This is a genomic window from Microbulbifer maximicatervae (SeqCode) (assembly GCF_056231245.1).
Genome location: NZ_CP174334.1, coordinates 2,207,875 through 2,234,504, shown reverse-complemented (window position 1 = coordinate 2,234,504; position 26,630 = coordinate 2,207,875). Strand labels below are relative to the sequence as shown.

At 46.8% G+C, this 26,630-nt stretch carries 29 protein-coding genes, 4 tRNA genes and 1 pseudogene; 10 read left to right on the top strand and 24 right to left on the bottom strand.

Annotated elements, in window-relative coordinates:
* Positions 1–16: 16 nt before the first annotated feature.
* On the bottom strand, positions 17–697 hold the full coding sequence (locus ACJJIS_RS09700) for a hypothetical protein (RefSeq protein WP_413665686.1): 681 nt from the start codon (positions 695–697) through the stop codon (positions 17–19).
* Positions 698–1,046: 349 nt separating this feature from the next.
* Between ACJJIS_RS09700 and ACJJIS_RS09695 the strand changes: the two genes are divergently transcribed.
* Both ACJJIS_RS09695 and ACJJIS_RS09690 read left to right on the top strand, forming a co-directional pair.
* Entirely contained in the window at positions 1,047–1,895 is an 849-nt protein-coding gene (locus tag ACJJIS_RS09695) for an acyl-CoA thioesterase (protein WP_282932695.1), read from the top strand.
* Positions 1,896–1,964: 69 nt separating this feature from the next.
* Positions 1,965–2,041: transfer RNA gene (locus ACJJIS_RS09690), tRNA-Pro, on the top strand.
* A 397-nt stretch (positions 2,042–2,438) separates the two neighbouring features.
* On the opposite strand, the gene ACJJIS_RS09685 is transcribed toward ACJJIS_RS09690, so the two are convergent.
* Positions 2,439–2,515: transfer RNA gene (locus tag ACJJIS_RS09685), tRNA-Pro, on the bottom strand.
* Positions 2,516–2,600: 85 nt separating this feature from the next.
* Here ACJJIS_RS09685 and ACJJIS_RS09680 point away from each other — a divergent pair.
* The 7 genes and pseudogenes from ACJJIS_RS09680 to ACJJIS_RS09650 all read left to right on the top strand — a co-directional run.
* Positions 2,601–2,939 (top strand): annotated as a pseudogene (locus tag ACJJIS_RS09680) (hypothetical protein); the annotation flags it as partial.
* Positions 2,940–3,636: 697 nt separating this feature from the next.
* Entirely contained in the window at positions 3,637–4,506 is an 870-nt protein-coding gene (locus tag ACJJIS_RS09675; protein ID WP_444913692.1) for a polyadenylate binding domain-containing protein, read from the top strand.
* 90 nt (positions 4,507–4,596) lie between these two features.
* Positions 4,597–4,830 carry a hypothetical protein gene (locus tag ACJJIS_RS09670; RefSeq protein WP_282932693.1) on the top strand — a complete coding sequence of 78 codons (234 nt, stop codon included), beginning with the start codon at positions 4,597–4,599 and terminating at the stop codon, positions 4,828–4,830.
* A gap of 85 nt (positions 4,831–4,915) precedes the next feature.
* Positions 4,916–6,823 carry a S8 family serine peptidase gene (locus ACJJIS_RS09665; RefSeq protein WP_444897192.1) on the top strand — a complete coding sequence of 636 codons (1,908 nt, stop codon included), beginning with the start codon at positions 4,916–4,918 and terminating at the stop codon, positions 6,821–6,823.
* A gap of 384 nt (positions 6,824–7,207) precedes the next feature.
* A complete protein-coding gene (locus ACJJIS_RS09660) occupies positions 7,208–8,434 on the top strand; it encodes a hypothetical protein (protein ID WP_475710133.1) in 1,227 nt (408 codons plus the stop codon).
* Positions 8,435–8,906: 472 nt separating this feature from the next.
* Positions 8,907–8,980: transfer RNA gene (locus tag ACJJIS_RS09655), tRNA-Cys, on the top strand.
* A 223-nt stretch (positions 8,981–9,203) separates the two neighbouring features.
* Positions 9,204–9,290 (top strand) — tRNA-Leu (locus ACJJIS_RS09650).
* On the opposite strand, the gene ACJJIS_RS09645 is transcribed toward ACJJIS_RS09650, so the two are convergent.
* From ACJJIS_RS09645 to ACJJIS_RS09635, 3 genes are all read right to left on the bottom strand, one after another.
* Positions 9,253–10,410 (bottom strand): tyrosine-type recombinase/integrase, encoded by a 1,158-nt coding sequence (locus ACJJIS_RS09645; protein WP_475710132.1) that lies wholly within the window; start codon positions 10,408–10,410, stop codon positions 9,253–9,255. The two genes, ACJJIS_RS09650 and ACJJIS_RS09645, sit on opposite strands and share 38 nt — an antisense overlap.
* Positions 10,411–10,480: 70 nt before the next feature.
* The gene (locus ACJJIS_RS09640; RefSeq protein WP_444957624.1) at positions 10,481–10,837 is read right to left on the bottom strand and encodes a hypothetical protein; all 357 of its coding nucleotides are present in this window, start codon (positions 10,835–10,837) and stop codon (positions 10,481–10,483) included.
* A gap of 103 nt (positions 10,838–10,940) precedes the next feature.
* On the bottom strand, positions 10,941–11,240 hold the full coding sequence (locus ACJJIS_RS09635) for a hypothetical protein (RefSeq protein ID WP_444957623.1): 300 nt from the start codon (positions 11,238–11,240) through the stop codon (positions 10,941–10,943).
* 137 nt (positions 11,241–11,377) lie between these two features.
* Between ACJJIS_RS09635 and ACJJIS_RS09630 the strand changes: the two genes are divergently transcribed.
* A complete protein-coding gene (locus ACJJIS_RS09630; protein WP_475710131.1) occupies positions 11,378–11,848 on the top strand; it encodes a helix-turn-helix transcriptional regulator in 471 nt (156 codons plus the stop codon).
* Here ACJJIS_RS09630 and ACJJIS_RS09625 read toward each other — a convergent pair.
* The 19 genes from ACJJIS_RS09625 to ACJJIS_RS09535 all read right to left on the bottom strand — a co-directional run bounded on the left by ACJJIS_RS09625 (position 11,829) and on the right by ACJJIS_RS09535 (position 26,622).
* Entirely contained in the window at positions 11,829–12,692 is an 864-nt protein-coding gene (locus ACJJIS_RS09625; protein WP_475710130.1) for a hypothetical protein, read from the bottom strand. The genes ACJJIS_RS09630 and ACJJIS_RS09625 overlap by 20 nt on opposite strands.
* Positions 12,693–13,069: 377 nt before the next feature.
* Complete coding sequence (locus ACJJIS_RS09620) at positions 13,070–13,360, bottom strand: hypothetical protein (RefSeq protein WP_475710129.1); 291 nt, start codon at positions 13,358–13,360, stop codon at positions 13,070–13,072.
* A 63-nt stretch (positions 13,361–13,423) separates the two neighbouring features.
* On the bottom strand, positions 13,424–13,981 hold the full coding sequence (locus ACJJIS_RS09615; protein ID WP_475710128.1) for an antirestriction protein ArdA: 558 nt from the start codon (positions 13,979–13,981) through the stop codon (positions 13,424–13,426).
* A 489-nt stretch (positions 13,982–14,470) separates the two neighbouring features.
* Positions 14,471–14,902 (bottom strand): hypothetical protein, encoded by a 432-nt coding sequence (locus tag ACJJIS_RS09610; protein WP_475710127.1) that lies wholly within the window; start codon positions 14,900–14,902, stop codon positions 14,471–14,473.
* 20 nt (positions 14,903–14,922) lie between these two features.
* Positions 14,923–15,159: a hypothetical protein gene (locus ACJJIS_RS09605; protein ID WP_444957617.1), complete on the bottom strand. Its 237-nt coding sequence runs from the start codon at positions 15,157–15,159 to the stop codon at positions 14,923–14,925.
* On the bottom strand, positions 15,156–15,575 hold the full coding sequence (locus tag ACJJIS_RS09600) for a Tse2 family ADP-ribosyltransferase toxin (protein ID WP_444957616.1): 420 nt from the start codon (positions 15,573–15,575) through the stop codon (positions 15,156–15,158). The genes ACJJIS_RS09605 and ACJJIS_RS09600 overlap by 4 nt, the downstream gene beginning before the upstream one ends.
* A 204-nt stretch (positions 15,576–15,779) precedes the next feature.
* On the bottom strand, positions 15,780–16,070 hold the full coding sequence (locus ACJJIS_RS09595) for a hypothetical protein (protein ID WP_475710126.1): 291 nt from the start codon (positions 16,068–16,070) through the stop codon (positions 15,780–15,782).
* Positions 16,071–16,072: 2 nt separating this feature from the next.
* Positions 16,073–17,137, bottom strand: coding sequence for a hypothetical protein (locus ACJJIS_RS09590; protein WP_475710125.1), 1,065 nt, complete (start codon positions 17,135–17,137; stop codon positions 16,073–16,075).
* Between the two features lie 239 nt (positions 17,138–17,376).
* Positions 17,377–17,658 carry a hypothetical protein gene (locus tag ACJJIS_RS09585; protein WP_475710124.1) on the bottom strand — a complete coding sequence of 94 codons (282 nt, stop codon included), beginning with the start codon at positions 17,656–17,658 and terminating at the stop codon, positions 17,377–17,379.
* Positions 17,648–17,788 carry a hypothetical protein gene (locus tag ACJJIS_RS09580; protein ID WP_475710123.1) on the bottom strand — a complete coding sequence of 47 codons (141 nt, stop codon included), beginning with the start codon at positions 17,786–17,788 and terminating at the stop codon, positions 17,648–17,650. The genes ACJJIS_RS09585 and ACJJIS_RS09580 overlap by 11 nt, the downstream gene beginning before the upstream one ends.
* A gap of 350 nt (positions 17,789–18,138) precedes the next feature.
* Positions 18,139–19,035: a hypothetical protein gene (locus tag ACJJIS_RS09575; protein WP_475710122.1), complete on the bottom strand. Its 897-nt coding sequence runs from the start codon at positions 19,033–19,035 to the stop codon at positions 18,139–18,141.
* A 20-nt stretch (positions 19,036–19,055) separates the two neighbouring features.
* Complete coding sequence (locus tag ACJJIS_RS09570) at positions 19,056–20,147, bottom strand: LPO_1073/Vpar_1526 family protein (protein ID WP_475710121.1); 1,092 nt, start codon at positions 20,145–20,147, stop codon at positions 19,056–19,058.
* On the bottom strand, positions 20,137–20,334 hold the full coding sequence (locus ACJJIS_RS09565) for a hypothetical protein (protein ID WP_475710120.1): 198 nt from the start codon (positions 20,332–20,334) through the stop codon (positions 20,137–20,139). The genes ACJJIS_RS09570 and ACJJIS_RS09565 overlap by 11 nt, the downstream gene beginning before the upstream one ends.
* Positions 20,335–20,504: 170 nt before the next feature.
* Positions 20,505–22,220: a phage terminase large subunit gene (gene terL / locus ACJJIS_RS09560; protein WP_475710119.1), complete on the bottom strand. Its 1,716-nt coding sequence runs from the start codon at positions 22,218–22,220 to the stop codon at positions 20,505–20,507.
* Positions 22,221–22,227: 7 nt separating this feature from the next.
* Positions 22,228–22,446, bottom strand: coding sequence for a DNA packaging protein (locus tag ACJJIS_RS09555; RefSeq protein ID WP_444957609.1), 219 nt, complete (start codon positions 22,444–22,446; stop codon positions 22,228–22,230).
* Positions 22,443–22,574, bottom strand: coding sequence for an HNH endonuclease (locus tag ACJJIS_RS09550; protein ID WP_475710347.1), 132 nt, complete (start codon positions 22,572–22,574; stop codon positions 22,443–22,445). The genes ACJJIS_RS09555 and ACJJIS_RS09550 overlap by 4 nt, the downstream gene beginning before the upstream one ends.
* A gap of 82 nt (positions 22,575–22,656) precedes the next feature.
* Complete coding sequence (locus tag ACJJIS_RS09545; protein ID WP_371839615.1) at positions 22,657–22,821, bottom strand: hypothetical protein; 165 nt, start codon at positions 22,819–22,821, stop codon at positions 22,657–22,659.
* 220 nt (positions 22,822–23,041) lie between these two features.
* Positions 23,042–24,100, bottom strand: a complete 1,059-nt coding sequence (locus ACJJIS_RS09540) for a Hint domain-containing protein (RefSeq protein ID WP_475710118.1) — start codon at positions 24,098–24,100, stop codon at positions 23,042–23,044.
* Positions 24,097–26,622: a phage tail fiber domain-containing protein gene (locus ACJJIS_RS09535; protein ID WP_475710117.1), complete on the bottom strand. Its 2,526-nt coding sequence runs from the start codon at positions 26,620–26,622 to the stop codon at positions 24,097–24,099. Before ACJJIS_RS09535 ends, ACJJIS_RS09540 begins: the two co-directional genes overlap by 4 nt.
* Positions 26,623–26,630 lie beyond the last annotated feature (8 nt).

The following is a 26,630-nucleotide window of genomic DNA, read 5'->3' as shown; positions in this document are numbered from 1 at the left end:
ACACAAGAAGCCACTATTAAACGGACTTCAGCTTTAGCTCCAACAGAGGCGCGACTACATCGTTGTCCTGCGTGCGTATCCAGAGCATTTCCTCCTCTGAGTAGAGCTCTGCAACAATCGCATTAGCTAATTCACAATCATGAGAAATCAAATGCTGCGCCAACCACTCTGCAGCAAAGGTACGTTTTTTACCGAGCGTACCCTGTGAACGCTTGTACAGGTTTTTTACTGCCTTGCGCGCATATTCTACTGAGGCGATTCCCGGAGTCGCTTCAACCATCTTGCGATGCAACTTTTTGCTTTTCTGCTCGATGATATAAGGAAGCACTTGGCCAGAAACATAGTCGTGGGCGACCGATCCTTTACAAGGACAGCTATACGACTTCCTGTTTTCGTAGATTTTTTTCAGAGCATTGAGGTGATTATTGGTCTTGTATGCGGATCGGGCCGCCAAACCAGCGTAACCAATGGACAATGCTGTTCCAGCAACAACCAAACCAATACCCGTCGCAGAAGTCGCAGCCGCTGCACCGGTAGCCAGGCCGGTTAGTGTGGCACCTGTAGCCGTCTGTGCACCCCACACCCCATAATAAGCAGCAGAGCCAACCCCTCCAGCCACAGCCTTTGCGGTACGGTGCCGACTGACAACCTTGCCGAAATTCAGTGGTGGACGTATATCAATATTGTTGTGTGGCACCTGTGGTATCTCCTACTTCTCTTATTCAATCTTTGTTGGATAGCTGCAAACGAATTAGTCCAACTGTCCCAACAACTATTGGCGCTTTATACCACAGAAATAAGTAAGAATTCGACAAGTCGCAATAGTCAATAGCACAGAGTTTCAACTTGACTGAAAAAATCAGTAGCTAGTGTATGGAAAAGAGCTGGATAGCTATACGAGGTGGCACCTGTGACCAAAATGGGCCTAACGTTCAAAATATGAATGGGGTTAAAGGGATTTGCTGTTATTATCCTTTTGATTAAGAGCGCAAAGCTCCCCATCTGCAAACTCTGTTAAGTGGAATAGGTAACGGGCAAAATCCCTTATGTTGGAAAAATTAGGTAAGTTATTGGATGTTGAAGAGCTGGATCGAAATCTCTTCCGCAGTCGTCATCACGTTGAAAATTATCGTAAAGTGCTTTTTGGCGGGCAAGTTCTGGGCCAGGCACTGATGGCAGCAACTCGTACCGTTGAGCATCGCCTACCCCACTCCCTGCACGCCTACTTCCTCCGCCCTGGCTCTAGTGAGCTGCCGGTGATCTACGAAGTAGACCCAATCCGCGATGGAGGTAGCTTTACCACTCGTCGCGTAGTCGCCAAGCAGCGCGGGCGCGCGATCTTCAATATGTCCGCCTCCTTCCAAATTCGGGAACCCGGATTTGACCACCAGGCCGACCTGCCTTGTGTCGAGATTCCCTCTCCTGAGAGCCTGAAAAACACCCAGGAGCTGGCCCTGGAAGCTGGATTGGTTAGCCCGCAGTACGATCAGCGGCGCTATATGATCGATTTTCGTCCGGTAGACCCGCAAAGCTACTTTGGCGCTGAAACCCGCGAAGCCAAATGCATGTTCTGGCTGCGGGCAGAGGGCGAGATGTCGGACGACCCGATGGAGCACCGAGCAGCACTTTGCTATGCATCCGATATGGGACTCCTGGGTACCTCCCTACAGCCGCACGACATATCCTTATTCGATCCCCAATTGATGCCCGCGAGCGTTGACCACGCGATGTGGTTCCACCGCGATTTCCGCCTGGATCAATGGCTTCTCTATGTAACGGATAGCCCTTCGGCAACCGGTGCCAGAGGCTTTACCCGCGGCCAGATTTTCACCCGCGACGGAACGCTGGTAGCGTCTACCTGCCAAGAGGGACTGATTCGACAAATAAAAAATTAAATCAGTGGTTTACAGCCGAAAAATTGCTGCTATAGTGCCGCCCCTTCGCAAATGATGCGAAACAAAAAACGGTGAGTAGCGCAGCCTGGTAGCGCACTTCGTTCGGGACGAAGGGGTCGGAGGTTCGAATCCTCTCTCACCGACCAGATTTTCAAAGCCCGCTTTTAGCGGGCTTTTTTGTGCCTGAACTCTTTAGCTTGAGCTGACGATAAGCCGTTCAGATTACCCCTCACTTTCCCCCAGTGCATCGCACCAGGAACAGTACAAGCAACTCCTGCATGTTTACCTTGCCGGGCTTAATGCGGAAGCGCACTAAAAAGTTAAAAGCGATGGGGACAAATAAAGAATTAGCTTCAGAAGTACCGAAGAGGCACGAGGCTTTGAGCATGGCTGGCTTAGCTATTTACACCGATAAGCAAGTAAGAGATAACACCCTCAAGGCAGCTGTGTAATTGCCCATGTAAGCCTTTAAAGTAAAAGCGCTACCAGGAATGAAATCATAAACACGAAAAAGCCCGCATAAGCGGGCTTTTTCTTTTTATATGGTCGGTGAGAGAGGATTCGAACCTCCGACCCCTTCGTCCCGAACGAAGTGCGCTACCAGGCTGCGCTACTCACCGAGGCCGCGAATACTACTCATCCATTTTTCAAAGATCAAGTAATTTTTGGCGCGAATGTCATCATTGATCATTTTGCCGACACAACCGATCTTTGAGTTGTCCTCAAAGGCAGTCTAATCCGCATTATAGCTGGACCTCCCCGGCTCCAAGCGCCTCTTTCTACACTGGAGATTCAAGCTTTACGGTTGCTAGTAATTGCCCCAATCTCCGACATATCCATTTAGTCTGCCAACTAACAACCAATCCCTTACTCGTCCTGGGGTCGAACACTTTCCACCGATTTAGCCACTCTCTGAAACCCTCTTCACGTATACGGCAAACTGTGGTCGCCAAAGAAATACCGATATTATTTCTATCCACTTTCTTGTATTTACGTATCTTCAACGACTATCAAGTACTTTTAGTTTTGAGTGCACACGTATAAAAAATGCAAAGCTCTCCACAGAGGATACAAGAGTTTGGAGCAGAAAAAACCAAGAAGGGCATACAGTGCGAGGCAATAGCAAATTACATTGAAAAGCTGCTAGATATCGTTTTTTGATATTTTGAGTAAGTAGATCTTTACATAAAAGCGAACTGACAAGCTCGTTAAGCTGCTTTTCCAAGACATCGATATAAACAGTTACCTTTAAATTCCAGTTCGCTATTTACGGATATTTCTACAAGTGCCGCTATTTTTCACCGGGCACCCGAGGGGATTTTCCCCGAGCCCTAACACCAATACAAGGGAGCAGCACCCTGCACGCCACAAGAATATTAACCACTCATTTAAGTAGAAAATCCCGAGTAAGACTTTATTTTTTAAAAAATATTCCTTTTGGGAAAATTACAGAATTTTAAGAAAAATGGTGACTACAATTGCGCCCCCATTACCTTTTTGTTTCCCGCTCCATTTTTTTTCAAACTTTCCCTGTGCTTCTGAAAAGCTTCTCTATACTCAGATCAGCCGGCTGAGTGTCCGTCGCAAGATGCAACAACTCGAAAGCTCATTACCGATTTATTATCAGCAGGCTGATCCTAAAAACGGGGCTCTATCAAGCTCCAAAATTCTCACCCGTAAACCATGAAATAACCTGGGCGATAGCCCCCTATCGTCATTGGTCTACTCGAGGAGTACGTTCATGTACCAACCATATGCATATGCTCAAGGGATCTTTGGACAACCACAAAACTATGCCGTACCTCCGATTAATCCGGTCGTCGGACTCACTCCCCCCCAGCCATACCTACCGCTTCAACAGTTAGCACCACAAGGATTGCTGGGAGAGTTTATTAGCCGTGCAGCCCCGGTAGTTGGTGGCATTGTCGGTGGACCACAAGGTCAATTGATCAATGCACTCGGCGGATTGGGCCAAGTACTGCCCTTCCAGGCCGCACCGCAGCTTCCACAACAGTTAGCGCCCCACATTCCTCAGCAGCTTGCTCCACAAATTCCACCTCAGTTCGCTCATCAGTTTGCCCCCCAAAACTATCTCAGCGAATTGATAAACCGCGCGGCCCCAGTTTTGGCCAATTACATCAATAACCCTCAGGCACAGCTAATCAATGCAGCCGCCCAACTAGGGCAGCTCTTACCCTATCAAGCCGCTCCGCAACTGCCACCGCAAGGTCTCCTCGGTGAGTTGATTAGTCGTGCCGCACCTGCTCTTGGCAACTACATTGGCGTACCTCAACAAGGTCAACTCCTTAACAACTTGGCGCGCCTCAACCACCTGCTGCCCTACCAGGCCGCACCGCAATTCACGCCACACCTCGTTCCTCAGACCTACATCGGCCAACCGGTAAATCAACTGGCACCTGTGGCTCCGGAGCAGTATGGATCGGTTCCCCCGCAGGCTTTTGCACCACTGAGCCAACCGGTGCCATTCCAGGCTTTCCCGCAACCACCTCAGCAACCCCTCCAGAATTTGAGTGGCATCGGGCAGCCACTGCCCTATCAGGCAATGCCGCAATCCAACTCAGCCTTTCAGCAACAGGCTTATCTGCACTAAAAATGCAAAAAAAGGGGCTTCACGCCCCTTTTCCTGGGGGTGGGTTCGACCCTGCCCTATTTTGGATGGCGCAGTCACAATGAGAAGAAAATGAAGAAGTTTGAGCAATATGTAGCCGTACCAAATCGTAAGGTATCAGCTAGCACTCTGGAGCTAGAGGAGCTGGTGAAGGAAGCTTCAAATTGCCCCGATGTTAAGGACGTTACTTTGCGCAAAAGCAACGTCACCCTTGTGGCTACACCCGATGCCGTCGACGACCTAAGAAAGAAATTGAGAGGCAAAGTAATTATTGATCCGGATCAACCTGTCCACCCTCTCAATTGAGACTGAAACCCACTCGATTCACCACTTTCAGACGTTTCACACGCGTACTAAATCAGTACCGCACTGAAAGCGAAGGAACATGAACATGACTGAATCCCGACAAGAAAAGGCCGCAGGAGAACCTTCGGTCGAGGTTGCAGAGAAAGTCGAGCTACTTATTTCACCCCGCCGCAGCCTGATGGCTAAATCCATGGGCGTGCAGCCATTGAGCTCGGGCTCAATGCACCATGTGATTTCCACTATTGCCAGGCAGGCAGGTTGTGAGGTGCTTCGTGAAATACGCCCCGGCAGAAAACTAAAAACGCTGTCTTCCGCCGATGAGGCCACCAATATTTACAAAGTCCGTATGGATGTGGATGCTGCTGCGGCACTTTACCAGACCACACCACCAAACGTCGCCGTTGAACTGGACTCACTTCTCTCTTACGGGCAAGCGAGCTATTCACCGACCTTTTCCGCAGTTTTTGCACAGCAACCCGGACTATTGCGCGAATACCACGTCCAGGCACAGCAGGTGCACTTCCGCGTTATCGGTGCAAAAGGTGAGCCCATACGCGACGCGCAAATAATTGTTGAAAGTGCGGGCTTTCCTCAAGAAGGGGTCACCAACAATAAAGGGGAAGTCGCGCTCAGTATTTTTGCGCAAAGCGGCGGCGCTCAAGTGAAATCACTTCTGATCCGCCCCGCCAAAGATTTCTGGAACAAATATATTCGCAGCCCCTCCCTATCACTCACCGGTGTAAACCTGGTGAAACTCCAACCCCTAAGCGAAGCCATACCCAACTTCCCCAATGATGCTTCCTATGGCTGGGGGCAAAAGTACATGGGCCTGGACCAGCTACCCGATGAATACACGGGCAAAGGTATCAAAATCGCAATCATCGATTCCGGTGCGGATAATAAGCACCCGATACTGAGCCATTTAAAGAATGGTATCGATGTCACCAATAATTACGATGCCAATAGCTGGGCAGAAGATATCGTCGGCCATGGAACCCACTGTGCAGGAATTATTACAGGCCAACCCTCTGGCTCCGAGGCAATACGCGGTTTTGCTCCTGAAGCCGAAATCTATGTATTCAAAGTTTTCCCCGGCGGGCAATTTAGCAGCTTGATTGATGCCCTCTCGCATTGTATAGAACTCGGCGTTGACGTAGTGAATATGAGCCTGGGCAGCTCTGATTCGTCAGAAGCTGTTGAGCAACAGATCGAGGAAGCGGTCCAACATGGTATCGCCTGTATAGTTGCCGCAGGCAACAATGGCGGGGCAGTCCAGTATCCAGCCAGTTCTCCAAATGCTATGGCTGTCGGCGCTCTGGGAATGCTCAATGAATTCCCCAAAGATTCCTGGGAAGCGCAAACAGTAATACCCTCAACAGCATCAGCCGACGGTCTATTTGTTCCTAGATTTAGCGCTTTCGGCCAGGAAATTTCTGTTGCCGCACCTGGTGTGGGTATCGTTTCGTCTGTGCCTGACAAAGGCTTCGATGTTCAATCAGGTACATCAATGGCCGCGCCGCATATTACCGGTTTGGCAGCACTACTACTTGCCCACCATCCATTATTTAAAGGTGTGCTCCGGCAGAAAGATGTATCCAGGGTGACCGCCTTATTCCAACTAATCCGATCCTTGGCCGCACCAATGCCCCTCGGGGCAGAGAGAGTTGGCGCAGGTGTTCCCAAGCTTTTCGGTATCAACTCCGCTTTTGAGTCCGCCAAAGAGCAAGCAAGGGCCGCGGGTACTCATGCCGCTACCGCGCAAGGTCCCTCCTCGGCCACTCCATACTCTGGATTTACCATGAGTCCTTTACAGGGCTACCCCCCTCAAGCTACACCCAGTTGGCAGGGGCAGTTTGTGCCGGGAGGCTATTACCCTTCCGAAATAGCAGCGGTTAACCCCCAGCAACCAATGGTAAGTAGTTTTCCAGATGGATTTGCCCTGAGCGCCTACGGTATGCAGTTCGTTGATCCCCGTGCAATCAGATATTGGTAGCTCTGTCGCCATCGTCAGTTAGACTGCAAAAGACCTTTCAAGACCGCAGTTATGCTGCGGTCTTGTCCTTCGTAGCATTCAATTCCCACTTAGGCAGCATGCCTGCCCGCTAATCCAGCCCTCTCAAAAGATGCTTGTGACGGCCCACCCACATCTCCCTTCTTGTTTACTAATACGGGAGATGCTTACTAGTATGCACTGCCATATGGTAACGACTTTGTAAGTGTATTCTTTTTAAATGGTACATATCTGAAAACCAATCAAATGAAACCTGCCACCTCATAACTGGCTAGCTTGTGACCAGTTTGCTTGAAGGTGACACAAGGGCACCTGTAGGCTTAAATACTGTCAAAACGATCAATTGTTGGATTTCCCGCCGAAGAAATGATGCTTAAACGATTACTAACACTGCCGCTATTACTCGCCACTCTATCCCCTGCTGTTCAGGCTTATGAGATTCTTTACAGTGCAGAGATCTCACCCAACTCCAAGCTGGCTGAGGTGGAAATGGCGCTCAGCGGTGATGATATGCCAAGTAAGCTCGTTCTAAACTTGCGCTCTGGCCGCTATCAGGACCTGGAAAGTGACACCCCCCTAAAGATCGAGGGCGACAAAGCAACCTGGCACCCCGAAGGAAAGAACCCCGCCCTCAAGTACCGCTTTGTCATAGACAACCAGCGTAGCAACGGTGGCTACGACTCACGGATCACCAAAGACTGGGCAATTCTCCGCAGCGATAAATTGATTGCACCCGTATCGGCAACCAGCCGTGGCCGCTCTACCGCCCGCCTTAAGCTGGAACTTCCTGACCAATGGTATGCGGCCCTACCCTACCCTGAGATCGAAGATAACCTATACGAGTTATCTGACCCCAAGCGTAAGTTTGTAAGACCCAAGGGCTGGATGATTGTAGGGAAAATTGGCAGTCGGCAGGATATGATTGCCGGCACTGAAACCCGTGTTGCAGGCCCTAAAAATGAGAATATTCGGCGGCAAGACATCCTGGCCTTCCTAAATTGGAACCTGCCAGAGCTCAAGAAGATCTTCCCCCTCTTCCCTGATCATCTATTGATCGTAACCGCTGACGACCCCATGTGGCGCGGCGGACTATCGGGGACACGCTCTCTATATATGCATGCTGATCGACCATTGATCAGCGGCAACCGCACCAGCAGCATGATCCACGAGTTAGTTCATGTGGGCACGGGAATTCACGGCGACGATGAGAGCGATTGGATTGTAGAGGGACTGGCTGAGTTTTACTCCCTGGAGATTTTAAGGCGAACTGGTGGCATCAGTGAAACCCGCTATCAGGAGGCAATGGATAAACTGATTAAATGGGGTAAGAAGGCTCCTTCACTATTAGTCGAACGCTCATCCGGCCCCATTACTGCCCGTGCGGCCGGGGTAATGCAGCAACTGGATAAAGAGATTCGCGAGGCCAGCAATGGCAAGGCAAGTATTGATGACGTCGCACGGGAACTGGCTCAAGCACGCGGTGAAGTGACTCTGGAAAGGTTTAGGTCCCTGTCTGAGAAAGCAGCCGGTAAACCCGTGGATGCATTAGCCACAGAAAACCTGACAGACCGGGCGAAAGACTCCAATAAATAGCAGACAAAAAAAAGCCCTGACGACGGGGGGGGAGAGCGTCAGGGCCAAGACCATTAGGAGTGAAACTTGGAGGATTTCATCCTTGCTTCCGGGTGGCAGCCATGTGAGCCACCCTACCAGCATTACTAAACACGTTGGGGGAGATGTGTTAGCCAGATAAAGACAGTATCGAACACAGGTCACAGATTGCCAGCACACCTGAAGATTAATTTAGAACAAATGGAAATAGGTTCTTGAGCACCAGTGCTAAAAGTTATTATAGCCCTCCCCCACCATCAGAAGGTAACTTTTCCTACTTTTTTTCACTTGATTGCAACATTGATGAAAACAATGCTTGACTAATCCTCTAGAGTCCCTAAAATGGCGCCCACTTACACAGCGAAACGCACGTAAGTATAAGAAAACGCTAGGATTTTTCAGATTTATCAGATAGAATTCGCAGCGTTCTTTTCCGCCAAAGGCGGATAAAAAAGGCTAGGTGGCAGAGTGGTCATGCAGCGGACTGCAACTCCGTGTACGCCGGTTCGATTCCGACCCTAGCCTCCATTTTCCTCTTCATTGCAATATCCTGTTGAATGCAATGAAAGTGAGAATGAAGGGCAAGCATTAAACATCGCCCTCTCTCGCAAAGGATCTGCCCGGGTGGTGGAATTGGTAGACACAGGAGACTTAAAATCCATATTAAATCGTTCTAAATCAAGAACATGGATTTTTGGTACAAGGATTCGGTACAGAATCACACCCGGCAGTCGTTAAGGAAAGCTACTCAGCCCGAGTGGTGAAATTGGTATACACAAGGGATTTAAAATCCCTCGGCCTCACGGCCATGCCGGTTCAAGTCCGGCCTCGGGCACCACTTCCCTCCCCTCTAAAATCCCATTTAAACTTTTATTCCCACTGACCTTTGCATCTACCTCATCAAACATTTCTGGTGAAAAATGCACGTAGTTCATAGTGGTCTGAATTGTACTGTGTCCCATCCAGTTCATAACCGTGACAAGGTTTACTCCACGCTTAATTAATCGTGTGCAGCATGTGTGGCGCAGTGTGTAGGTGACACTTTCGTCAGACACTCCCATCATTTTTTTGATGGTGTTGAAAGCATCTGCTCTTGAGCGTTCATGGCGCAGTCCTGTAATAAAGCTATCATTTAGTGTCGCACCTTCTTCCAAGCGCTCTTTGATATACGCTTCCCAGACAGGCTTTAACTGGCTGACAACAGGCAGCTGAGTCTCTACTTTTTTTCCTCTCTTCTTTTTCCGCAGAAAGGTGACTCTCCAAGTCTTAGTATCAATACTGCTAATTTTTAAGCTATTCATCTCAGCAGGCCGCATCCCAGTGTGTAGCAACCCCAAGAAAAGAGCCTGCCAATCCAGTGATACGTGCTTCATTACATTTTCAAAGCGTGCAACGGTTTCATCATCCCAAGCAAAGCGAGTCTTAGCTGCGTCCTCATTTACAGTGCCTTGCATGGTCACAGGGAAGACAACTTCAGTCTCTGAAAAGAAACGTAGTAAAACGCCAACTTTGAAAAGCCCGTTGAGGTAGGCCAGCTTGTGATTAATAGTGTTCTGGGAATTACCCTGCTTCTCACACTCTGCAATGAAGTCCAGATAATCTTCAGCGGTCAGCTCAAAAGGTGACTTGTCCCACCAGCCCATCATTTCCAAAGAACGCTCAGTAGTGTTGCGGCTTACGTTGGTGGAGTTATGTTTCCAAACCTTAGGGTGCTGCTCAGCACGCTTGAAGAGGTCGCGCATAGTCAGCTTTTCACGCTGCTTCTCAGCTTCCTTAACCTTTCCAAGGTCTTTACCAGAATCAATATCACTCACTCGCTTCAAGTAGACTTCGCGACATTCCTGTTCACTATCACAAGTTGCCTTGATGCGCTCACCCTTGTGAGTTTTGTTGAGCTTATAAACCACCTGCCCGCTCTTCAGCTTCTCACGCTTTATCCCTCTGCCTAACTCAACCATAGTAGTTCTCCATACCGTACTTATTAGCCCTATTAAATGCGACCTGAAAGCGAAGGAAGGCGCTACTCGCCTACCCTACAAGCCTCTTAACCTGCTTATAAATCTGCTTGCCTTTTTCCGTTAGAAGGAAGTAACCGTAAGCACCTTCAATAGCAGTCCTGTCATCAATCCATTGAATGAGGTCATACCCATAGCGGATATTTCCATCACCATCAGCACCCTCAACTCTTTGAAGACGCTTAGTGACTTTGCTTATAGAACCCTTCGGCATCTCATCACCAAAGAAATCCATAATTGTTTGCTGAGTCAGCCCTTCATTCCCGGCTTCAGCAGTCATCAAAAATATAATGACGTGCCTTGCTGTCACTCTTGGGTTCGTTTCTGAAACAACGACCTCAATTGCCCTAGAAAGGTTGTGGAGACTCATTTGTTAATTTTCCTGTGTGGTTAGAGCATCCCGCTCATACGCCGCTAAGTAGCATGTTGTAATTTTGCGTGGATGATACGCACCCAACAATCGCTAAGCAAGGCTATTTTGTGCGCCCTGGGTGCTGGTTAACTTTTGAGGCTATTGCCGCTGCCTCCTCCTTGTCGTACTCATCCAGACCAAGTAATTCATCTAACTCAGCACAGTCATTAAAGTACGTTACCCCCTGCCCTTCAGCGTATGCAAAGCCACTAGCTATTAAATCCTTAGCGGTTTTACGGCCTGAGGAGGTGGTTTGGTCTAAGGAGAACCAGCATTCACTAGCAATAAGTATCTCTGACTGCTCAGCGGTTCCCTCATAAGCACCAAATGAAGTAATTCCTTTTTCCTTTGGTAGAAACATCTTTCTTTTGCTCCAGACTGTTGTTATTTAGTCGGTTTCCGTCAGATAGTCGTACTATACCTACTACTTTTGGCGTATTCCCTTACAAAAAAGAGCTAGAATGTAAAGGAAATATGGTCAATTTATGATTTTGTTGTATGAGTAGTAGTTTACAAATCGATTATGAGCGCCTCCCAGGAATACTTAGGGAGATACGCACAAAAATCTATGGACTGACTCAAGAACAGCTTTCAAAGAAAATCGGAATCTCTCGCCAAACCTATGTAAAGCTTGAAGGCGGAGAAAAAACAGACATTTCCTTTGAGCTGCTGATTGCGTTCAGCTCCGTACACCCGGATTATTTCATTCCCTCCTATGTATTTTGTAAGCCGTTTTCTGAACGCCGCATTAACACCACTTCTATCCAGCTCCTAGCTGCCATGCAGAGAGTGGCTGCTGAGGGAAATCCTGAAATCATTGAGCGGTCTGCGCTCTCCGGTTTAATGTCCTTAGAGTATGTTTCTGCACCCTGTCAGCAGCAGTACAAAAGCATCTTAAAAGCCAGTCCAACCGGGCTGATGTTTAATGTTCAAGCCATCATTGAAAACTCTAGGCGCGCTCATTCATAAGCCTGTTGTTAACTGTTGTAAGCCTGGTATAAAACACCCTTCCAGATTTCACCTCGCTACCTATCCTGCCTGCCACAACAAGCCCATCAAGCAAGTCCTTGGCTTCTTCATATTGGCATTGGAAGAGTGTCATGGTTCCCCTGACGGTCGGGCACCAGCCCCCTTCCAAACGCTCAATAAGTATCTTTTGGTAGTCATCAGTGATTTGCTGTGGGGGTGTTGTAAGCACTGCTTGGGTGCTTGCAGGCCTACCCTTTAGAGAATCACTATCACGTTTTGACTGCCTGTCAGTCGCATCTAACACCAACATCAAAAGCGCTACAACATCCAAAAGCACCCCAACCAAAATTGATATCTGAGAGAGGTGTGCGGGCCTATCTTTCAAGGTATTAAGCCTCTCCAGCGTCTTTTCTATGCTTTCGTTGAGGTCGGGCAACTCCTCGCCCCGCTGCCGCTTTGCCTTGCTTATGTTGTCCAGCTCTATCAGCCTTGCACTACCTGCTAATGCTTGTCGCTGTTGTTCTAATTGTTGCTGAGCATGTTGTTTTAGTAGCGGGCTTGTGTGGTCACTGTAGGCACCTTGGATGTACTGAACAGTGGCAAAGACCGAAACCGTAACCAAGGAACCAACACACAAAAAGACAACACCAAAGCGGGCAAAGTTGCGTTCTTGCCAGTACTTCACAGAACGCACAGCTAATAGGTTCTTAGCCGCTTCAAGTGATATTGCGGTAACAACAGAGAACAACACAGCCACAACACCAAAAGGAACAGAGATAGAACCCAACCAATGAGCCGTACAAACAGCACTCACAACAGCCAGCACAACGCCTAGAAAGCGCATCTTCAAAGCCTCCCTGTAAGGACTGAAGCCAGCCCGACAAAACAACCAAAGACGACAAGCGCAACAACAACAAGCCAGAACAACGGCGCTACTTCTTGCCAATTAACAACCGCTTGCCAGACCATGAAAAGCAGGACTAGCGCGGGCACTAGATAACTAACTATCACGCAACACCTCCAACCAAATGCAAGCGAGAGCGTCAGACAGCACAGCAGACAGCGCCCAATGCCCGCGATAAGTAACAATGAACAATGAACAAGGGACCACAACGGCGAATAACCATGGGTAAGCCCTCAAAAAGGGGATTCAAAGCCGCACTTAAGCGGCTCTCAAGTCGCACTTAGCAGACCTGCTAGGCATTTATAAACGGAAGCGATTCAAGAAAAGTTGACCCTGCATATCTTTCTATATGCTCTAACTTCCGGCTTGGGGCTCTCTAAATACAGGAAACCGTTAAAGACCTTAAAGCAAAATCTATCTGGGGTTATGTTTGAGAAACCCTGATTACTCAGCGTATCCATAATCAGAGGTGTGATTTCCCAGCTATCGACAGGATTACGCGACATACAATACAACTCAAAACGACGGCCTTTAGTGGCCTTTACAAATAAATCCTCAAATTGTCTAACCCGAGTAATCATTACTTTGTCTCTATCAATCAGGGCCATCTAGTATCTCTCCTCTGCTGTGTATTGGTATCGCAAGATATTAAGTCGCACTTAGTAGACCTGCTAGACGCCGAATACATACCCGTCATTACTAACCACCCAGCCATTACAATTCAGGTCTCGGCCCACGGCTTCCCAATCAATGTAACTAGCCAAGTGCTGAGGCACCTCACCCAAAACTTCATGCTCAGCGGCCCACTCTCCCAACGTTTTATCATCACTATCCTGAGGCTCAACGTGCCCCATATAGAGGTCTTGTATACTGCCAAGCTCATAACCAAGGGATATAGCAGCATTCACAACATCTTCCCCAAGCTCCTCCACTGCTTCCCTGTATTCCCAATACTCAGAATCTAAGGAATATTCACCAATATACTTATCGGGCACATCCTCAGAATCAGCTACCCGGTACTCCTCAAAGGTGTAGTAACCAGCCTCAACATCAAGCGCCGCAATATTCGGATACTCCCCGGCAAGTGCATTTTCCTTAAGCTCTTTTAGCATCTCCTGCACGGCCTCTAACAACTCCTCCTCACTGCTGAGGTCATCCAGATCAATTTCAAAATCCAGTAATAGGCCGTTGTTGTATGTGCTCAACTCGTACAAAGTGATGTTAGCCATGTTGTTAATCTCTGTTGTTGTCTGTTGATGCGGCAATCCTAGGTCGCACTTAATAGACCTGTCAAGCGATACTTGCAAATAAATTTAAAAGTTTGTGATTGTTTGGAAAGCGTAAGGAAGGGAGCGGATAGAGTGAGCTTGTGAGGGACTGGTGAAGGATTGGAAAGGTAGTGGGACGGACTAGGAAGGATTGGAAAGGGTTAGAAAGGATTTGCAAAAGGCTTGTGAGCCCCGTGACAGATGAATCAGATACATGCTGGCATTCTGGCCACTTAACGCAATAATAATAGCCATATTGGCCAAAACAGCCATAAAACACACTGGAAAGAGATCCTATATCCTCTGAAAACCCTTATAAATCAATGGGTTAGAGCCTTTGGTACAGGCTTTCGGTACAGGTAGCAGCTAGGGAGGCCCCCACGGGGGGTATTGAGCGGTCCTTATTATCAATCTACCCACTCAGATTTTTTCAACAAAATATCCAGGTGCTCAGAAGTGCTCTTCAACGTACTTCTGAATCTTCTTCTGAGTAGCCTCATCAGTATCATAGAAAGACCCTGGCAAAACTCTTATAGGAAACTTCAACTCCTGAGCAGCCAACGTCTCCTGCATCTGGTGGTAGTAACGCATATCCTTTGGAGAGGTCAGTAGCAGATAGACAAGAGGCTTTTTCTGAGTCTGATTGGAGTAGTGCATCACCTGCCCTATTGAGTCTTTCCACTTGCTGGCAAACTCAACTTCAACCACATACTCATCACCCAAGCAGTCAGCTCTTGTGCCGTCTCCTAAGCGGACTTCAATAGCGCTTTCAGGGAGCTTCAGATACTCATGGCAAACGTAATGCTGAAGCTCCTTTTCAGAGAAAGCGCTAGCTTGGCCTCCCGGCAGGAGAAGAATTGACAGGGAGGCATACTTTCTCATAAGCAGACTCTCAAGTGGCTTTAAAGATACTCATCAGTAAGCAAGAAAGCATTCTCATCAAACACATCCTTAGCTTTCTCTTGCAGCCCATCTTTATAAAGACGTAGAGCGATAATATCGTTGAGTGCATCACAGCCCTCATCAGATTCTTCACCGAATTCTTCAACGATATTCAATAGCTCATTCTCACGGGCGTGCAATGATCTCCAAAGCAAAATAAAAGTACTTCTATTAATTTTCAGTTCCAATTCTCTCATAATGCTTCCTTTCTCCACGCCCCTAATTCTGATTTTGATAGCCACGGAGTGCATCTCACCGCTAGCTTCTCAAGAAGCCCTTTATATTGTTCTAAAGGCATATTACGAGTTGGGGCAATCATAAAATGTCCTTTAGAATTTTTGTCTTCAACAATCTTCAACCCAGCAGGTAGTGGCTTATCTTTGATCATTTCTTCTGGCAGCTTCCACACAGTACCAGTCAAATGAGACATTCTAAGACCTTCTTCATTGTACAGACTAATACCGTTGCCGTCAGCGACGACCATCCTTGTATGGTCAAGAACGGTATAATTAACATCCTGTGTTCGGACATTAGTAAGCCTGGGTTCTTTTGTATTACCTATGCGAAAAAGCTCTTCTGGAAGGAAGTAGAGTTCGGTATCGGAAGAACTCATAGTCGGCGCTCCTTGCTCAACTAAATTAGATTAAATATTGATCAAGTGAGAAGCCTAACACGACACTAATACAACCGCCTATGACAACGCCTTACGCCCCGCCGAGAGGCCGTCTACCAGCCTCTCTCAGCACGATTAAGGTATGCCTTAGTAGGATTGCCTTAGTAGACCTAAGGAGGTGTTTAAAACCCTTCCCAGCCGTCTCTAATCATTCCTCAAGCTCTCCATAGCGTCATCATAGCCGCACCAATTATCTACCCCAGCACCCTTAAGTGCCCAGAGCATATTTTCAGCTTCCTCAAGTTCCTTTAAGCGGTCCGTAGGTATGGCTACGAGGTTTTGTCCGGCCAATTGTGAGGGTGTTGGAGCAGCTTTGACAGCATCCTCCCAGACTTCCCCACATGAAAGCGCCCCCCGTGATTTAGCAATTGCATCTTCAACCTCACGGGTAGCTTTTAGCGGAACTAGTCTCCACTCAGTATCTTGAGCGTCCATCTTCAAACCTCCCACTCTGAATCAAGAGAAACCAGACTGTCCTTAGGCGCCCTATCGCGAAGGCTTTGCGGGAGCTTAGCTACAACAGCATCCTCGCTACCATCACAAAGGAAATCCCAGTCACCCTGCCACCGACCAACTTTCATACGGTAGTCGGGCTTGTCTTTGTACATAAACCAGTCCCCACCAACATCCCTTGCTAGGTACTTCTGACCCTCAAAGAGATGAGCTCCAAGAATTTCTCGCAAGGGTTTCTTCTGAGTCTGCGCTGAGGGAGCGCCAACCTCCCATTCAGAGTCCAATGGAAAGCAACTGTCTTGTACGGATTGAATGCGTAGTGCAAAAGGCAGTAAGGAAGCGGCCTCAGCACTTAGCAAGCATGTACCGAGATCAAAGGAAAGCCACTCACCGCTAATGGAGTCCCAAACTGGGTTCCTGCGATGAGCCTTGTACACACCAGAGACTTCTTTAGTGATACACAAATATCCATCAAGATTAAGAGGCTTCAGAATTTCCCTGAGCGTTTTCTTTACAGGCTCAGGCTCACTTTTAGGTGAGTCAGCCAAGTCGGCTAAGGGAGTATCAAGTAGCGTTAGACTGTCCTTACCATGAAGACTAGTAAGGGCCTTAGGAAGCCTGCTAACAAGGTCATACGCAAGTAAATCGGAGTGGCCTCTAACCCACATCTCACTTTCTTCGCCCCAAGTTGGCTTTTCCCTGCATAGATACCAACCGCTTGGCTCATCTTTAGCAATCCATTTGTATCCATCCAGAAAGCCAATACCCAAATGTGTTCTAAGGGTTTCTACTCCCGGCTCAGGCAGCTTCTCATCCTCTCGTCTGCCTACGGTCACGCAATCAGGTAGTTTTAGTTGCGTCCACTCCAGCACTTCAGGGTTCAGGCCGGGTTTACTAGCCCAATGCGATCCATCAGAGAGACTGCATGTAAAAAATGCACGCCCGTTAAGATCACAAGGAATTAATGAAACCACGCTCACTGGTGGTCGGAGTTGTAAAACATTTAGAGCGGGTTCTTGTTGCGGTGCTGCGGTTTGTATATTCGGCATTGATATCACCATTAAAGTAATTGGCATCATGTGCGGGTGGTTTCTGTACGCCCCTGCCCTTACTCCAATCCATCTACAGGCACCGTGAAAGGCGGACCAGACAGCTGAAGAGATATCTTCTGAGTCGAATCGCAGTCATACGGGACCATTTGACCAGCCTCTTAGCGAGGTGCTTGGACAAAGTGCCAGTTCGGTATGTAGTGATTTGGTTCGGGTATTAGGTGGGGGTGTGAGCGGTTTTAGGATGAGCTTGAATCAGCTCTTAAGGGGTTGTGTTTGTTGGGAGCATCCTTCATCTCAATATAAACAACAAACTCATCTCTCATTCTCAAGAGGTTATGTGACAGCTGAGACTTTTCTATGATGATGCCACGGACAACCGGCTCAATAAGCTCTCTAAGTTGCTTCTCATACCTATCAAGCTCATCTTTAACCAGTCTCTCAGTAAGCTCCTCACGGATATTCTTCAACAAGGCATCATGCCCAAGGGAGGACAGGTTCAATTTCTGGCTAGAGTCCATCGTTAAAGCCCTCCAAGTCAGTAGCAGTGTCGTGCTGGTTGCTTCTGGATTTACTTGAGCCTAGTTTGCTTACTCCATACTCAAGAAGAACACCCAGCACGACACAACCAATATGGGACAGTATCAGCATTAGAATTACCTTTTTAGTTCATAGGAAAGCCCTCCCTTCCATGGATACCCTTTCAGAGCTTTAAATATTCTTTCTTTAGGTTGTTGGTAGTGGTGGTTACTTAAAGACCCTTATAAGCCCTTATAAGCATTTATAAGCCCTTTAAAGTGCCCCCTATAACCTTAAAAAACAAAACCCCGACGAATCGGCGAAAAGAAAAAAAATATTGCCTTAGGGCAACAAAACTCCAAGCCCAGTAACCATGCGGGTTTCAGAGCATTTGGAGTGGGAGTGGAAGGAGTGGAATTGGCGTGGGAGTATAAGTTTATAGACGTAGTAACAGGTCAAATACAACAGTTAGTGATTGGAATTTAGATACACTCAACTTCCCATAACTCTTCGCGTGAGGACATATAGTTTTTTAACCTCAAATATTTATTCAATAGTTTTTGGTTATTACTGGATTCAAAAACTTCCAATTGTCTATCTACAAAGCTATAAGCTTTCTTAACAAGCGCAAACTGCTCGTCATCATCTAAGTGTCTAAAGTGAGCACCTAGAAAATCTATAAAATAGAAATCATCGTCACCTTTTACAAGCATATTCAAACACATTCTAGCAAAGCCAGAAGAAACGCTAGAAATTAAGTCATTCTTAGCGCGATCTGCTTCATCTTTTATATAATTTACAAGCAAATCACCAATGACTATCCTTGGGAAATCCGCGCAGTGTGACTCCAACACATACGCCTTAGCCAGTCCGCCTCCATAAACTTCATTATCATTCATTTCAACTCCCCACCCTATATCTATGCCTCCACGGAGCGGATGACCCTGAGACAGGCAGGTAATAGAGGTTAGGGCTGCTGCACCTAGCAAACAATACACACCAGCAATTGGAAGCTTAGCAGTATGATTTTTTTCCAAAGAGAAAAATATATTCACAAAATCAGAAAATTGGTGCATTTTAATATTGTTGCTTTTAAAATTCTCTAGCTCTCTCTTTTTCTCATCCGGGATTCCACTAAAGCGCATATCATTTTCGATATGATCTAAGAGATGCGTATTATAGTATGCATTAAAATAAGAATCGAAAGACTCCCGAATACCTCTCACAACCCCGAAGGTATCATTCAAGACCCTTACTATCTTCGCATCATCAATATCTGAAAATTTATCAAATGAACGCAACTTAGCCTGCTGCCCCATTACATCCATAAAGGCAACAACGTGATACCCAACTTTTAGATTCTTTTCATTCTTAGCCATAACTCAAAGCACCCTTGAAACTAATTAATCCATATTGATAGATCTGAAAATTCCCCTACTCGTTTTTTTATGTTGGCGTGCCCAATAGCTATCCCCACACTGGACAAATTGAAACTTTTCATCATTGAAGAATTCCAGACATAAAACACCCTTTCCATATAAGGTCTAATCTCAATACATTTTTGTTGAATTTCTGAAGAGTGCATTTTTCCCCTATTAAAAAGACCAATAATTTTCCCCACATCACTTTCAGGGATTTTATGCGTATTCAATGCTTCGACAAGCCGATCCATATTGATCGCATTTACTTGGAGCCAGCCTGGGGCATTCCAGCATTCTCTAAAAAATCTATCATCAAGACCAATAGATAACTCTCTTTTCGCTATCTCACTCGGATCAAAACCCTTTAGAAACAATCCTTGATAATTTACACCAAACCAAGTATCCAGCCTTACTGGCATTGATCCAATATTCCCACACCCCGTATATGATAAATGCTGATAGCATGCGTCATTTTCCACCAAACTATTTACAAATGGCTTCACCGCTGCATCAAGATATAACCCAAGGGAGTCAAAATCGACAACATCCAAGCCGCGCGCGAACTTAAATACGAAGATTACTGAAAGGACTGCTATTTGATTATCTGTGAGCTTGGGAGCGACACCCAGAGATTCATTGAGTACGATTTGCAGAATATCCCTCTGCTCATGTTTGCTTCTATCTATGAGTAAATCTACAAGTAAGCTTCCTAGGTCGTCATCTCCCGTACGCGCATACTCCCTTTGAACTGTGTAAAGGGCGTATTGAAAATCAGGATCATATGCTTTTGAAAACCCTGAGGGATTTTCCTTATGCAGTTTAAGTAGAAATTCTTCAATAATCTTCTCAGCTCTTGCAGTAACTATCTCCACAGCATCTCCAGATAGTTGATAGAAGTTTGCCTTGAAAACATCTGTAGCAACCTCCCGAACTTCTGGGTAGCTTAGACCATTGAAGTTAATTTCATGTGCTTGGTAATTAGTTGAATTATTTCCTGACTTCTGGTTGAATCTATTAGTTATTCTTTTCTTTATTCTTGATAGTATTCCCTTTCCTAAATCAGTCATCATTCTTTTTCTCTACACCAATATTTATACTGCCCCCCGCCTGTAAATTCGTGGAGTTATCCCCCCCTTTTTGTACTTGCTTATTTCTTGTTGTTGAAATAAACCATCCAGCTACTGTCAATGGTATGGTAATGACAAGAATGCCTATGCCGCTAAGAATCCAATCAATATTCTCCATGATCCAGTCCACTCGGTACTCCCTATAGTTAATTTACACTTTGCTAAAGTGTTAACTGCCTCACTAAATCTATAGGGTACAATCTAACAAATCTCCCGCTGTCACGAAATGTAAAAGCAGAAAAAAATGCCTGCAAAGCCCCTCAAAGGCTCTACAGGCATCTTCAACTTATCTTAAGCGGCTTACTGGACGTATCCAGTCGGACGGCTGACAGTAGCTCCTGTGGCGTCCACGGTGGACACAACAGTACTGCCAGCACTCATAAACTTCTCTACATTATTCAGCAGGTCATCAATAGCCTGCTCTCTGTGCTCCCTACTCACCTTTGCAGTGTCAACTGCCATGCGGTCTGTAAAGAACTTCACCCCCATTGCGAGAGGGTCAATAAGGTCATCATGTACGAGGCTTCCCTTCTCATACGTGATTCTGGTCATCTGATAAAACAGGCTGTAGCGAATCTCGTTCTTGTTGTTCTCGTAGTCCCTCTCAATCACTGAAGGGGCCACTACAAGCCTGTGCTGCATCATTACAGGCTCCAGGCAATCAATGATTCGCCTCTCTTTCTGCCCTTGTGATTTGGTCTCTTCAACACCACATGCGTAGCTGTCGTACAGAACGGGCCTCAGGAGCTCAGTGAACATCCCATCACCGAAGTTATCTTCCACCAGCACTGTATGGACTCCATGACGCTTTGCCATCTGGGCAATGGACCTGAGTGTTGGCTTTGCATAGCCCTCTTTAAATCCCCTTGCTTCAGCTAGGAAGATGTATCCCCTGAGGAAATAAAGCACCACAACCCCTGTCAAGTCCTTACCACGGCCTGAAGGGTCAATTACAAGCAGTTTATATTCGTAATCCAGGCGCTCATCACTAGCCCAATCTGGGTGGTAATAGTAATCACCTGTCAAAGCGACATTAGGTACATCAACAATCCTGTCGCCATGCCTCATCAAGCTGAATTCAACAGGTGCCTTGACAGGCATAATGTCAGACACAATTAAGTCTGCCACTTTGAGCGGGTACTTTTCAGCATCACTCAAAGTTGTGTCAAGCATGAATTGAAGAGCGAAACCAGCCTTACCATAGGATGCTAAACGCTCATCCAGATCTATTTTGGTGAACCGCTGAGGGTCTGTCGGCTGATCTACAAGGCTTTGATCGCGTTCCAAGTCATCTACAATGAGCCTTGCCAATGCCCCTTTATATCTCTCCATGTTTTTTGGATACAAAGCAGGCCAAATCATAGTCTTATAGCCACGCTCAGGTAGCTTGCTATACAGGCTCATCTCATGCTGAGGCGTTCCCAGGAATAGAATCTTCGGCTCAAATTCCATCAATGCAGGGTCATACGGCTTGAGAATCGCATCAAACTCCTTCACCAGTTCACTCAATTTGTCCTGAGCGGTCTGGGTAGCGGAGTTATTCAACACCTCAACGTCATCAGCAATGATTATGTCAGCGCGGGAACCCGTCAGCTGGCCAGTGATACCAACTGATTTAACGGATGGTGAGTGGTCAACCCGTGCAGGCCCCACATCAAACGCGATTAGCGAGTCCCTTTGATTGCTCTTTGCTCGCAAATGCTGGAGCCAAGGAACCTCACCTATAAGGCGTTTTGTAAACTGTGAGAATGCGTCTGCCCTTTCCTTAGATGCAGACACAACCATGATTTTAAGTTGAGGGTCGCGGTAGAGCATCCATACAACAAAAGCTGAGGTAATGAATGATTTACCACACCCCCGGAAAGCTTGAATGATAAGGCGCTTAGGAGAGTTCCCCAGCGCCCTCGCAATATCATTCTGTAATCTTGTTGGATTGGGTAGATTAAGATGTTTCCAAATCAGGTAGAGAAAGAATAAAAAATCATCCTTAAGCCGCTTCTCTACTTCATGTGCCATCTAGCTCCTAATTTATTGTGTTACCGGCTTGGTAGTTTTCCAAGTCCTTTGAAATCTCATCCAGAATACTTCCGGGTTTGGAATCACACTGGATGCCGTTGTGCTTCAGCAGGTTAATTGCCTGTGCAATTTCAGCAGCTGTTGCCTTACCGCCTTTAAGCCGCTCTAACAAAGTTCTAGCAGCCTCATCGTGAAGCTGTTCTAGCAGCTCCTGTAATGCGCTCACTTATTACGCCCCCTATTCTCTTTCTTAGACTGAATGCGGAGATTGCTTGGAGCCTTATTAGCAGGGTTTCTATCTTTATGGTCTACATCTTTACCCTGCACGGCTTTCTTCCCCTTCAATTTAATCATCAGTCTGCGCGACTTATTCCGCTCCGACCTGCGACGTACTTGCTCAGGTTTTGAATGGTAGCGAGCGTATTCTTCTTTGTAATCACGCTCCTTTGACATTCAGGGTCTCAGCCATGTCCTCAACAACTTTGTCATCAATGTCGGTTTCAGTGCGCTTAGCAAGCTCACGTAAAGCGCGGATAATCAGCCGCTTCAGGATCTTCTCTGACATAAAGGCAAAGAAGGTATCTTTAATTACTTTCGTCATTACACTCATAGTTATTACTTTTATTCCGTTTAAATACCCCTTTGATTTTCGGGCTATATATTTTCAAAATCGTAGGGATGATAATTAATAGGTTTAGAATGCCCGTTAATATCCCAAGCATAAGCGCCCAATCAGCGACTTTAATGCCCAGGAAAATAGCACCACCCACCCCCACTGTCGTAGCAGAGGTGCCGGCCTGAAAAAATTCTTTCATTTATTTTTAGGGTTTTTGGATACCGTTGTGGTTCACATAACCACCGGCAAGATATGTATCAGTTTCCTCAACATCTAACATCAACACTTCTAGGGGCTCTTTAACAAGTAGGAGGTGTGTGAGCGAGTCCCAGGTTAAATCATCTCTTAAAACCTTATCACCCGGCTTTAAATATAGGGCACGGCAGAACCCATATAGACCGTTACGTTCAATAAAGAATGGGTGGGTTAGCGAGCATTTAACTTCATTAACCTCCATGTGCATACGCTCTTGAGTGATTTCTAAATGCCTTACAACAGACCAAGACAGCTCACCAGATAGCTCTGTTGCTTGCCAATCTTCCCAGCTTCTTTGCGAGGATTCATCAGGCAGACCATGGATAATGTAGGATCTCACTTCATCCCCAACAGCAAGGTCTTCAAGCTGCTTAAAACCGCCTTTGGTCTCAATATCATGGCCAGTCCATAAGCAGGTAGGGTCGGTGTTAACTGCTTTAACTGCCGTGGTATTTAAAGTAAAGGTTGCGGTATCTTTTATGGAGCTATCGCCCTTCCACCGCAACTCTACCTTGAATTTACTTTCACCTGAGGTACTACCATTCGTAGTTCGGGAAACGTGATGCTCAAAGTACTGGTCAGAAGCCAAGCTATACCATGTGTTAGCTTCCATCCCATTTGATAACTCATTACCAGTTCCGTTGGTGGTCACGGTCACACGGATATCAAAATCATTACCAGGGGTTCCCGTCTGAGATACCCAACGGGTAGAACCAGATTCCACCGCCCCATTTGTAGTAATAGACCCATCCGTATTGAAGTAGATCTTGTGGTAATTATTAGTGGTGGAGAATGTTGACGTCACAGAGCGCCGGGAAGCGTAGTTGTTCATTGCCGTTGTATAGGTGTACCACGCCTTCCCCCGGCAATCCCCTAAACCAATCTGACCAGAAGACTTCCCAGCAAGGGTTCGTACATTGCTGTCATTTAGTGAGCGCTGTGATGTAGATGACTCCCCTATTTCAGTACTTAAGTCTGAAAACCCTATCTGGCCAGTAGGCGTAGTCATTTAACCCACCTCTTAACCCACTGCCATGCCTTCACGTACCAGGGGCGGATCAACTCTTGCACTTGCTTATCAAGCTCTTGAACCGCAGAGACAAGAACAGCTACAGCCCGCTGGTAATCTAGCGTCATGTAGCCTTTACCGCTGATTGATTTCTGTTCTTCAGAGTTCCAATCAAAAGGTGCCGGATGAATCAGCTCAGGGGTGGTTTCCAAGACACTTTGAGCGCTGAGTCCTACTTCTAATCTATCAGCCTTAATAGCCCCCCTTGAAAGGCGCTCTCCAAGCTTACTGCCATAGTAAGAAATGGGTTTCCATTTCCGAATCGCAGACAACCCCTCAACACCCCCAATAACATCTTTCAGTCGCTCATCTGAGTAGTAGCCAATGACATTACCATCTGCCCTAAACTCTCCTCCATCCAAAAATTCAAAGCGCCGCGTGCCTCCGTCATTAAGGAAGTACATGGAAGAGTTCGCGTTTGTAGATGAGATATACATCCGCCAATCATAGGCATCAGTTTCAGAATCACCTCCACTATGGAAGTCCAAGTAGCGTCCAATATCAGTCACACCACTGGAGCTTGTCCATACGACAACATTGTAATTGTTACCACTAGACCAAAGAGAGAGCCCGCCAAGCTTACTTGAATCAGCGGCTGTAGATGACTTTCCTAAATAGTTTGAGGGGGTGAAGTTTCCTGCATGCCAGATATCACTATTCTTATATGTGAAGCTGTTGGAATCGCAGTTGAAAGTAGACCCGCTACTCCCAACTTGAAGCGCTCCATCCGTCCTCAACAAACTTGAGCCACAATAAATACCTGAAGAGAAATCCCCTGACGGGTTTAAACGCAGCCAAGTATCGTTGCCTTGTAGAACATGCTTATTATCAGAACCTGCGTAGACACTACCAGCTACAGTGGACAGGTTATTCCGCGCAGCAACGTCATACCCTTCAATATTGTTGGAACCAACTGTACTTAACTTGCCATCAACACTTACATCGCCGGTAAAGGCCGCACCTGAAAGCAGTGCGTAGGATGTGCTTGCCTTACCACCTAGCTTCCCAGCATCCAGCTCACTACCAGCACCACCATTACCTGAATGCCATACCGTATAAGTTCCAGTGCCATCCTGTAAGTCAATCGCACTGCCTCGCAAGGCCAAGCGCAAAGATGTTTTGCCAACCAATACAGTATCGGTTTGTAGGATTCCAAGAATCGCATGAGCTGCACCAGAACTATCTTCGGCTTGTAGATACCGCGTATTTCCAAGCTTGATTACACCCCCATCGCCAACAGTCAGCAATGCACTCAGAGTGGAATTTTCACTGGAGGAGAGGCCACCAAGATCCGTTAATGAAAGATCTACATCCCCATCCTTACCGTTGATACTGCGGACCCTAGCTCCTCGCGGAACCCGATACCAAGCCTGCTCATCAATGCTCCAATAGATCTCATCACCAGCGTTATAAGTATCGCTGCCAATATCACCATCAATCGTCACATGGTAAAACCAGGACTTACTTGTATCGTCAGGGGTTGGGGGTGAACTTGTAGAAGACCACTCACCCAGCGGGATAGGGTCATTTGTCAGCGCTGACTGCATCTGGCTGACATTCTGCTCCATTGTAGCTACACGACTTTCAGCAGCCTCAGCAGCACTTTTAGCGGACTCAGCATCAGTTTTCGCTGAATTAGCATCGTCCTTGTAGCCTTCTGCTGTATCAACCTGTTGGTCAATATGCTGTCGGTCTGATGCAACCGCCGAGCGGTCAGTTGACACCTGACTACCAAGCGCATCAGCATCGTCTTTAATTTGCTCAATGTCAGACTTGTAACCAGCGATGGTCTGCTTATCAGCAGCGGCCTGAGTAGCGGCATTAACCGTATCTTGCTTCTTACTGGTTACATCACTTTGAATAGCCAGCAGGTCAGTCTCAATGGACTGCATATTGCCGTGAATTGTATCTATCGCGCCTTTAACATTGGCAACATACGCAGTGTCATCCTCAACGGTGTCGTACCACGTATTAATAGTGTCGTATTTGTCTCGTATCTCACTCAGATACTGCTGGAAGAGCAAATCTTTAGCATCTAGCTGCTCTTTATTTACAGCATCTCCGGCATCTACACCGGCTGCTAGGTTGTATATGTAGCGCCCTTCCATATCAATGGAACGGTCTGAGGTGAGGGCAACGATATCGTGTGTAAGGTCAATTGCCTCTTGGGCAACGTGAAAAACCTGTAAAGCAGATGTGTCTAAGTCATTCTCAGTGAGTATCGTAGCGTTCTCAAAATCTACGATGCGGTTCTGCACTGGGGTGATACGCCGCACCATTACAAACGCATTCTGAACTGAGTCATCAAGCTCAACTGTATTGCTGCTGAGCCATGAGAAAGGAACTTGCTCGCCATCTACTTCGCAGAATATGTGCTCAGGATCTATGTAATCAAAAGAGATACTGAGCGGACCAGTACCCGTGAAATTTGGGTACTCGTTACGTGCATAAAACTCGGTCATTTATTCCT

Bases quoted from the DNA above. Each gene is read 5' to 3' on its own strand.
- ACJJIS_RS09695 (WP_282932695.1), top strand. From the start codon at position 1,047: ATGTTGGAAAAATTAGGTAAGTTATTGGATGTTGAAGAGCTGGATCGA.
- ACJJIS_RS09675 (WP_444913692.1), top strand. From the start codon at position 3,637: ATGTACCAACCATATGCATATGCTCAAGGGATCTTTGGACAACCACAA.
- ACJJIS_RS09670 (WP_282932693.1), top strand. From the start codon at position 4,597: ATGAAGAAGTTTGAGCAATATGTAGCCGTACCAAATCGTAAGGTATCA.
- ACJJIS_RS09665 (WP_444897192.1), top strand. From the start codon at position 4,916: ATGACTGAATCCCGACAAGAAAAGGCCGCAGGAGAACCTTCGGTCGAG.
- ACJJIS_RS09660 (WP_475710133.1), top strand. From the start codon at position 7,208: ATGATGCTTAAACGATTACTAACACTGCCGCTATTACTCGCCACTCTA.
- ACJJIS_RS09645 (WP_475710132.1), bottom strand. From the start codon at position 10,410: ATGGTTGAGTTAGGCAGAGGGATAAAGCGTGAGAAGCTGAAGAGCGGG.
- ACJJIS_RS09640 (WP_444957624.1), bottom strand. From the start codon at position 10,837: ATGAGTCTCCACAACCTTTCTAGGGCAATTGAGGTCGTTGTTTCAGAA.
- ACJJIS_RS09635 (WP_444957623.1), bottom strand. From the start codon at position 11,240: ATGTTTCTACCAAAGGAAAAAGGAATTACTTCATTTGGTGCTTATGAG.
- ACJJIS_RS09630 (WP_475710131.1), top strand. From the start codon at position 11,378: ATGAGTAGTAGTTTACAAATCGATTATGAGCGCCTCCCAGGAATACTT.
- ACJJIS_RS09625 (WP_475710130.1), bottom strand. From the start codon at position 12,692: ATGCGCTTTCTAGGCGTTGTGCTGGCTGTTGTGAGTGCTGTTTGTACG.
- ACJJIS_RS09620 (WP_475710129.1), bottom strand. From the start codon at position 13,360: ATGGCCCTGATTGATAGAGACAAAGTAATGATTACTCGGGTTAGACAA.
- ACJJIS_RS09615 (WP_475710128.1), bottom strand. From the start codon at position 13,981: ATGGCTAACATCACTTTGTACGAGTTGAGCACATACAACAACGGCCTA.
- ACJJIS_RS09610 (WP_475710127.1), bottom strand. From the start codon at position 14,902: ATGAGAAAGTATGCCTCCCTGTCAATTCTTCTCCTGCCGGGAGGCCAA.
- ACJJIS_RS09605 (WP_444957617.1), bottom strand. From the start codon at position 15,159: ATGAGAGAATTGGAACTGAAAATTAATAGAAGTACTTTTATTTTGCTT.
- ACJJIS_RS09600 (WP_444957616.1), bottom strand. From the start codon at position 15,575: ATGAGTTCTTCCGATACCGAACTCTACTTCCTTCCAGAAGAGCTTTTT.
- ACJJIS_RS09595 (WP_475710126.1), bottom strand. From the start codon at position 16,070: ATGGACGCTCAAGATACTGAGTGGAGACTAGTTCCGCTAAAAGCTACC.
- ACJJIS_RS09590 (WP_475710125.1), bottom strand. From the start codon at position 17,137: ATGCCGAATATACAAACCGCAGCACCGCAACAAGAACCCGCTCTAAAT.
- ACJJIS_RS09585 (WP_475710124.1), bottom strand. From the start codon at position 17,658: ATGGACTCTAGCCAGAAATTGAACCTGTCCTCCCTTGGGCATGATGCC.
- ACJJIS_RS09580 (WP_475710123.1), bottom strand. From the start codon at position 17,788: ATGCTGATACTGTCCCATATTGGTTGTGTCGTGCTGGGTGTTCTTCTT.
- ACJJIS_RS09575 (WP_475710122.1), bottom strand. From the start codon at position 19,035: ATGGCTAAGAATGAAAAGAATCTAAAAGTTGGGTATCACGTTGTTGCC.
- ACJJIS_RS09570 (WP_475710121.1), bottom strand. From the start codon at position 20,147: ATGATGACTGATTTAGGAAAGGGAATACTATCAAGAATAAAGAAAAGA.
- terL (WP_475710119.1), bottom strand. From the start codon at position 22,220: ATGGCACATGAAGTAGAGAAGCGGCTTAAGGATGATTTTTTATTCTTT.
- ACJJIS_RS09550 (WP_475710347.1), bottom strand. From the start codon at position 22,574: ATGATTAAATTGAAGGGGAAGAAAGCCGTGCAGGGTAAAGATGTAGAC.
- ACJJIS_RS09545 (WP_371839615.1), bottom strand. From the start codon at position 22,821: ATGACGAAAGTAATTAAAGATACCTTCTTTGCCTTTATGTCAGAGAAG.
- ACJJIS_RS09540 (WP_475710118.1), bottom strand. From the start codon at position 24,100: ATGACTACGCCTACTGGCCAGATAGGGTTTTCAGACTTAAGTACTGAA.
- ACJJIS_RS09535 (WP_475710117.1), bottom strand. From the start codon at position 26,622: ATGACCGAGTTTTATGCACGTAACGAGTACCCAAATTTCACGGGTACT.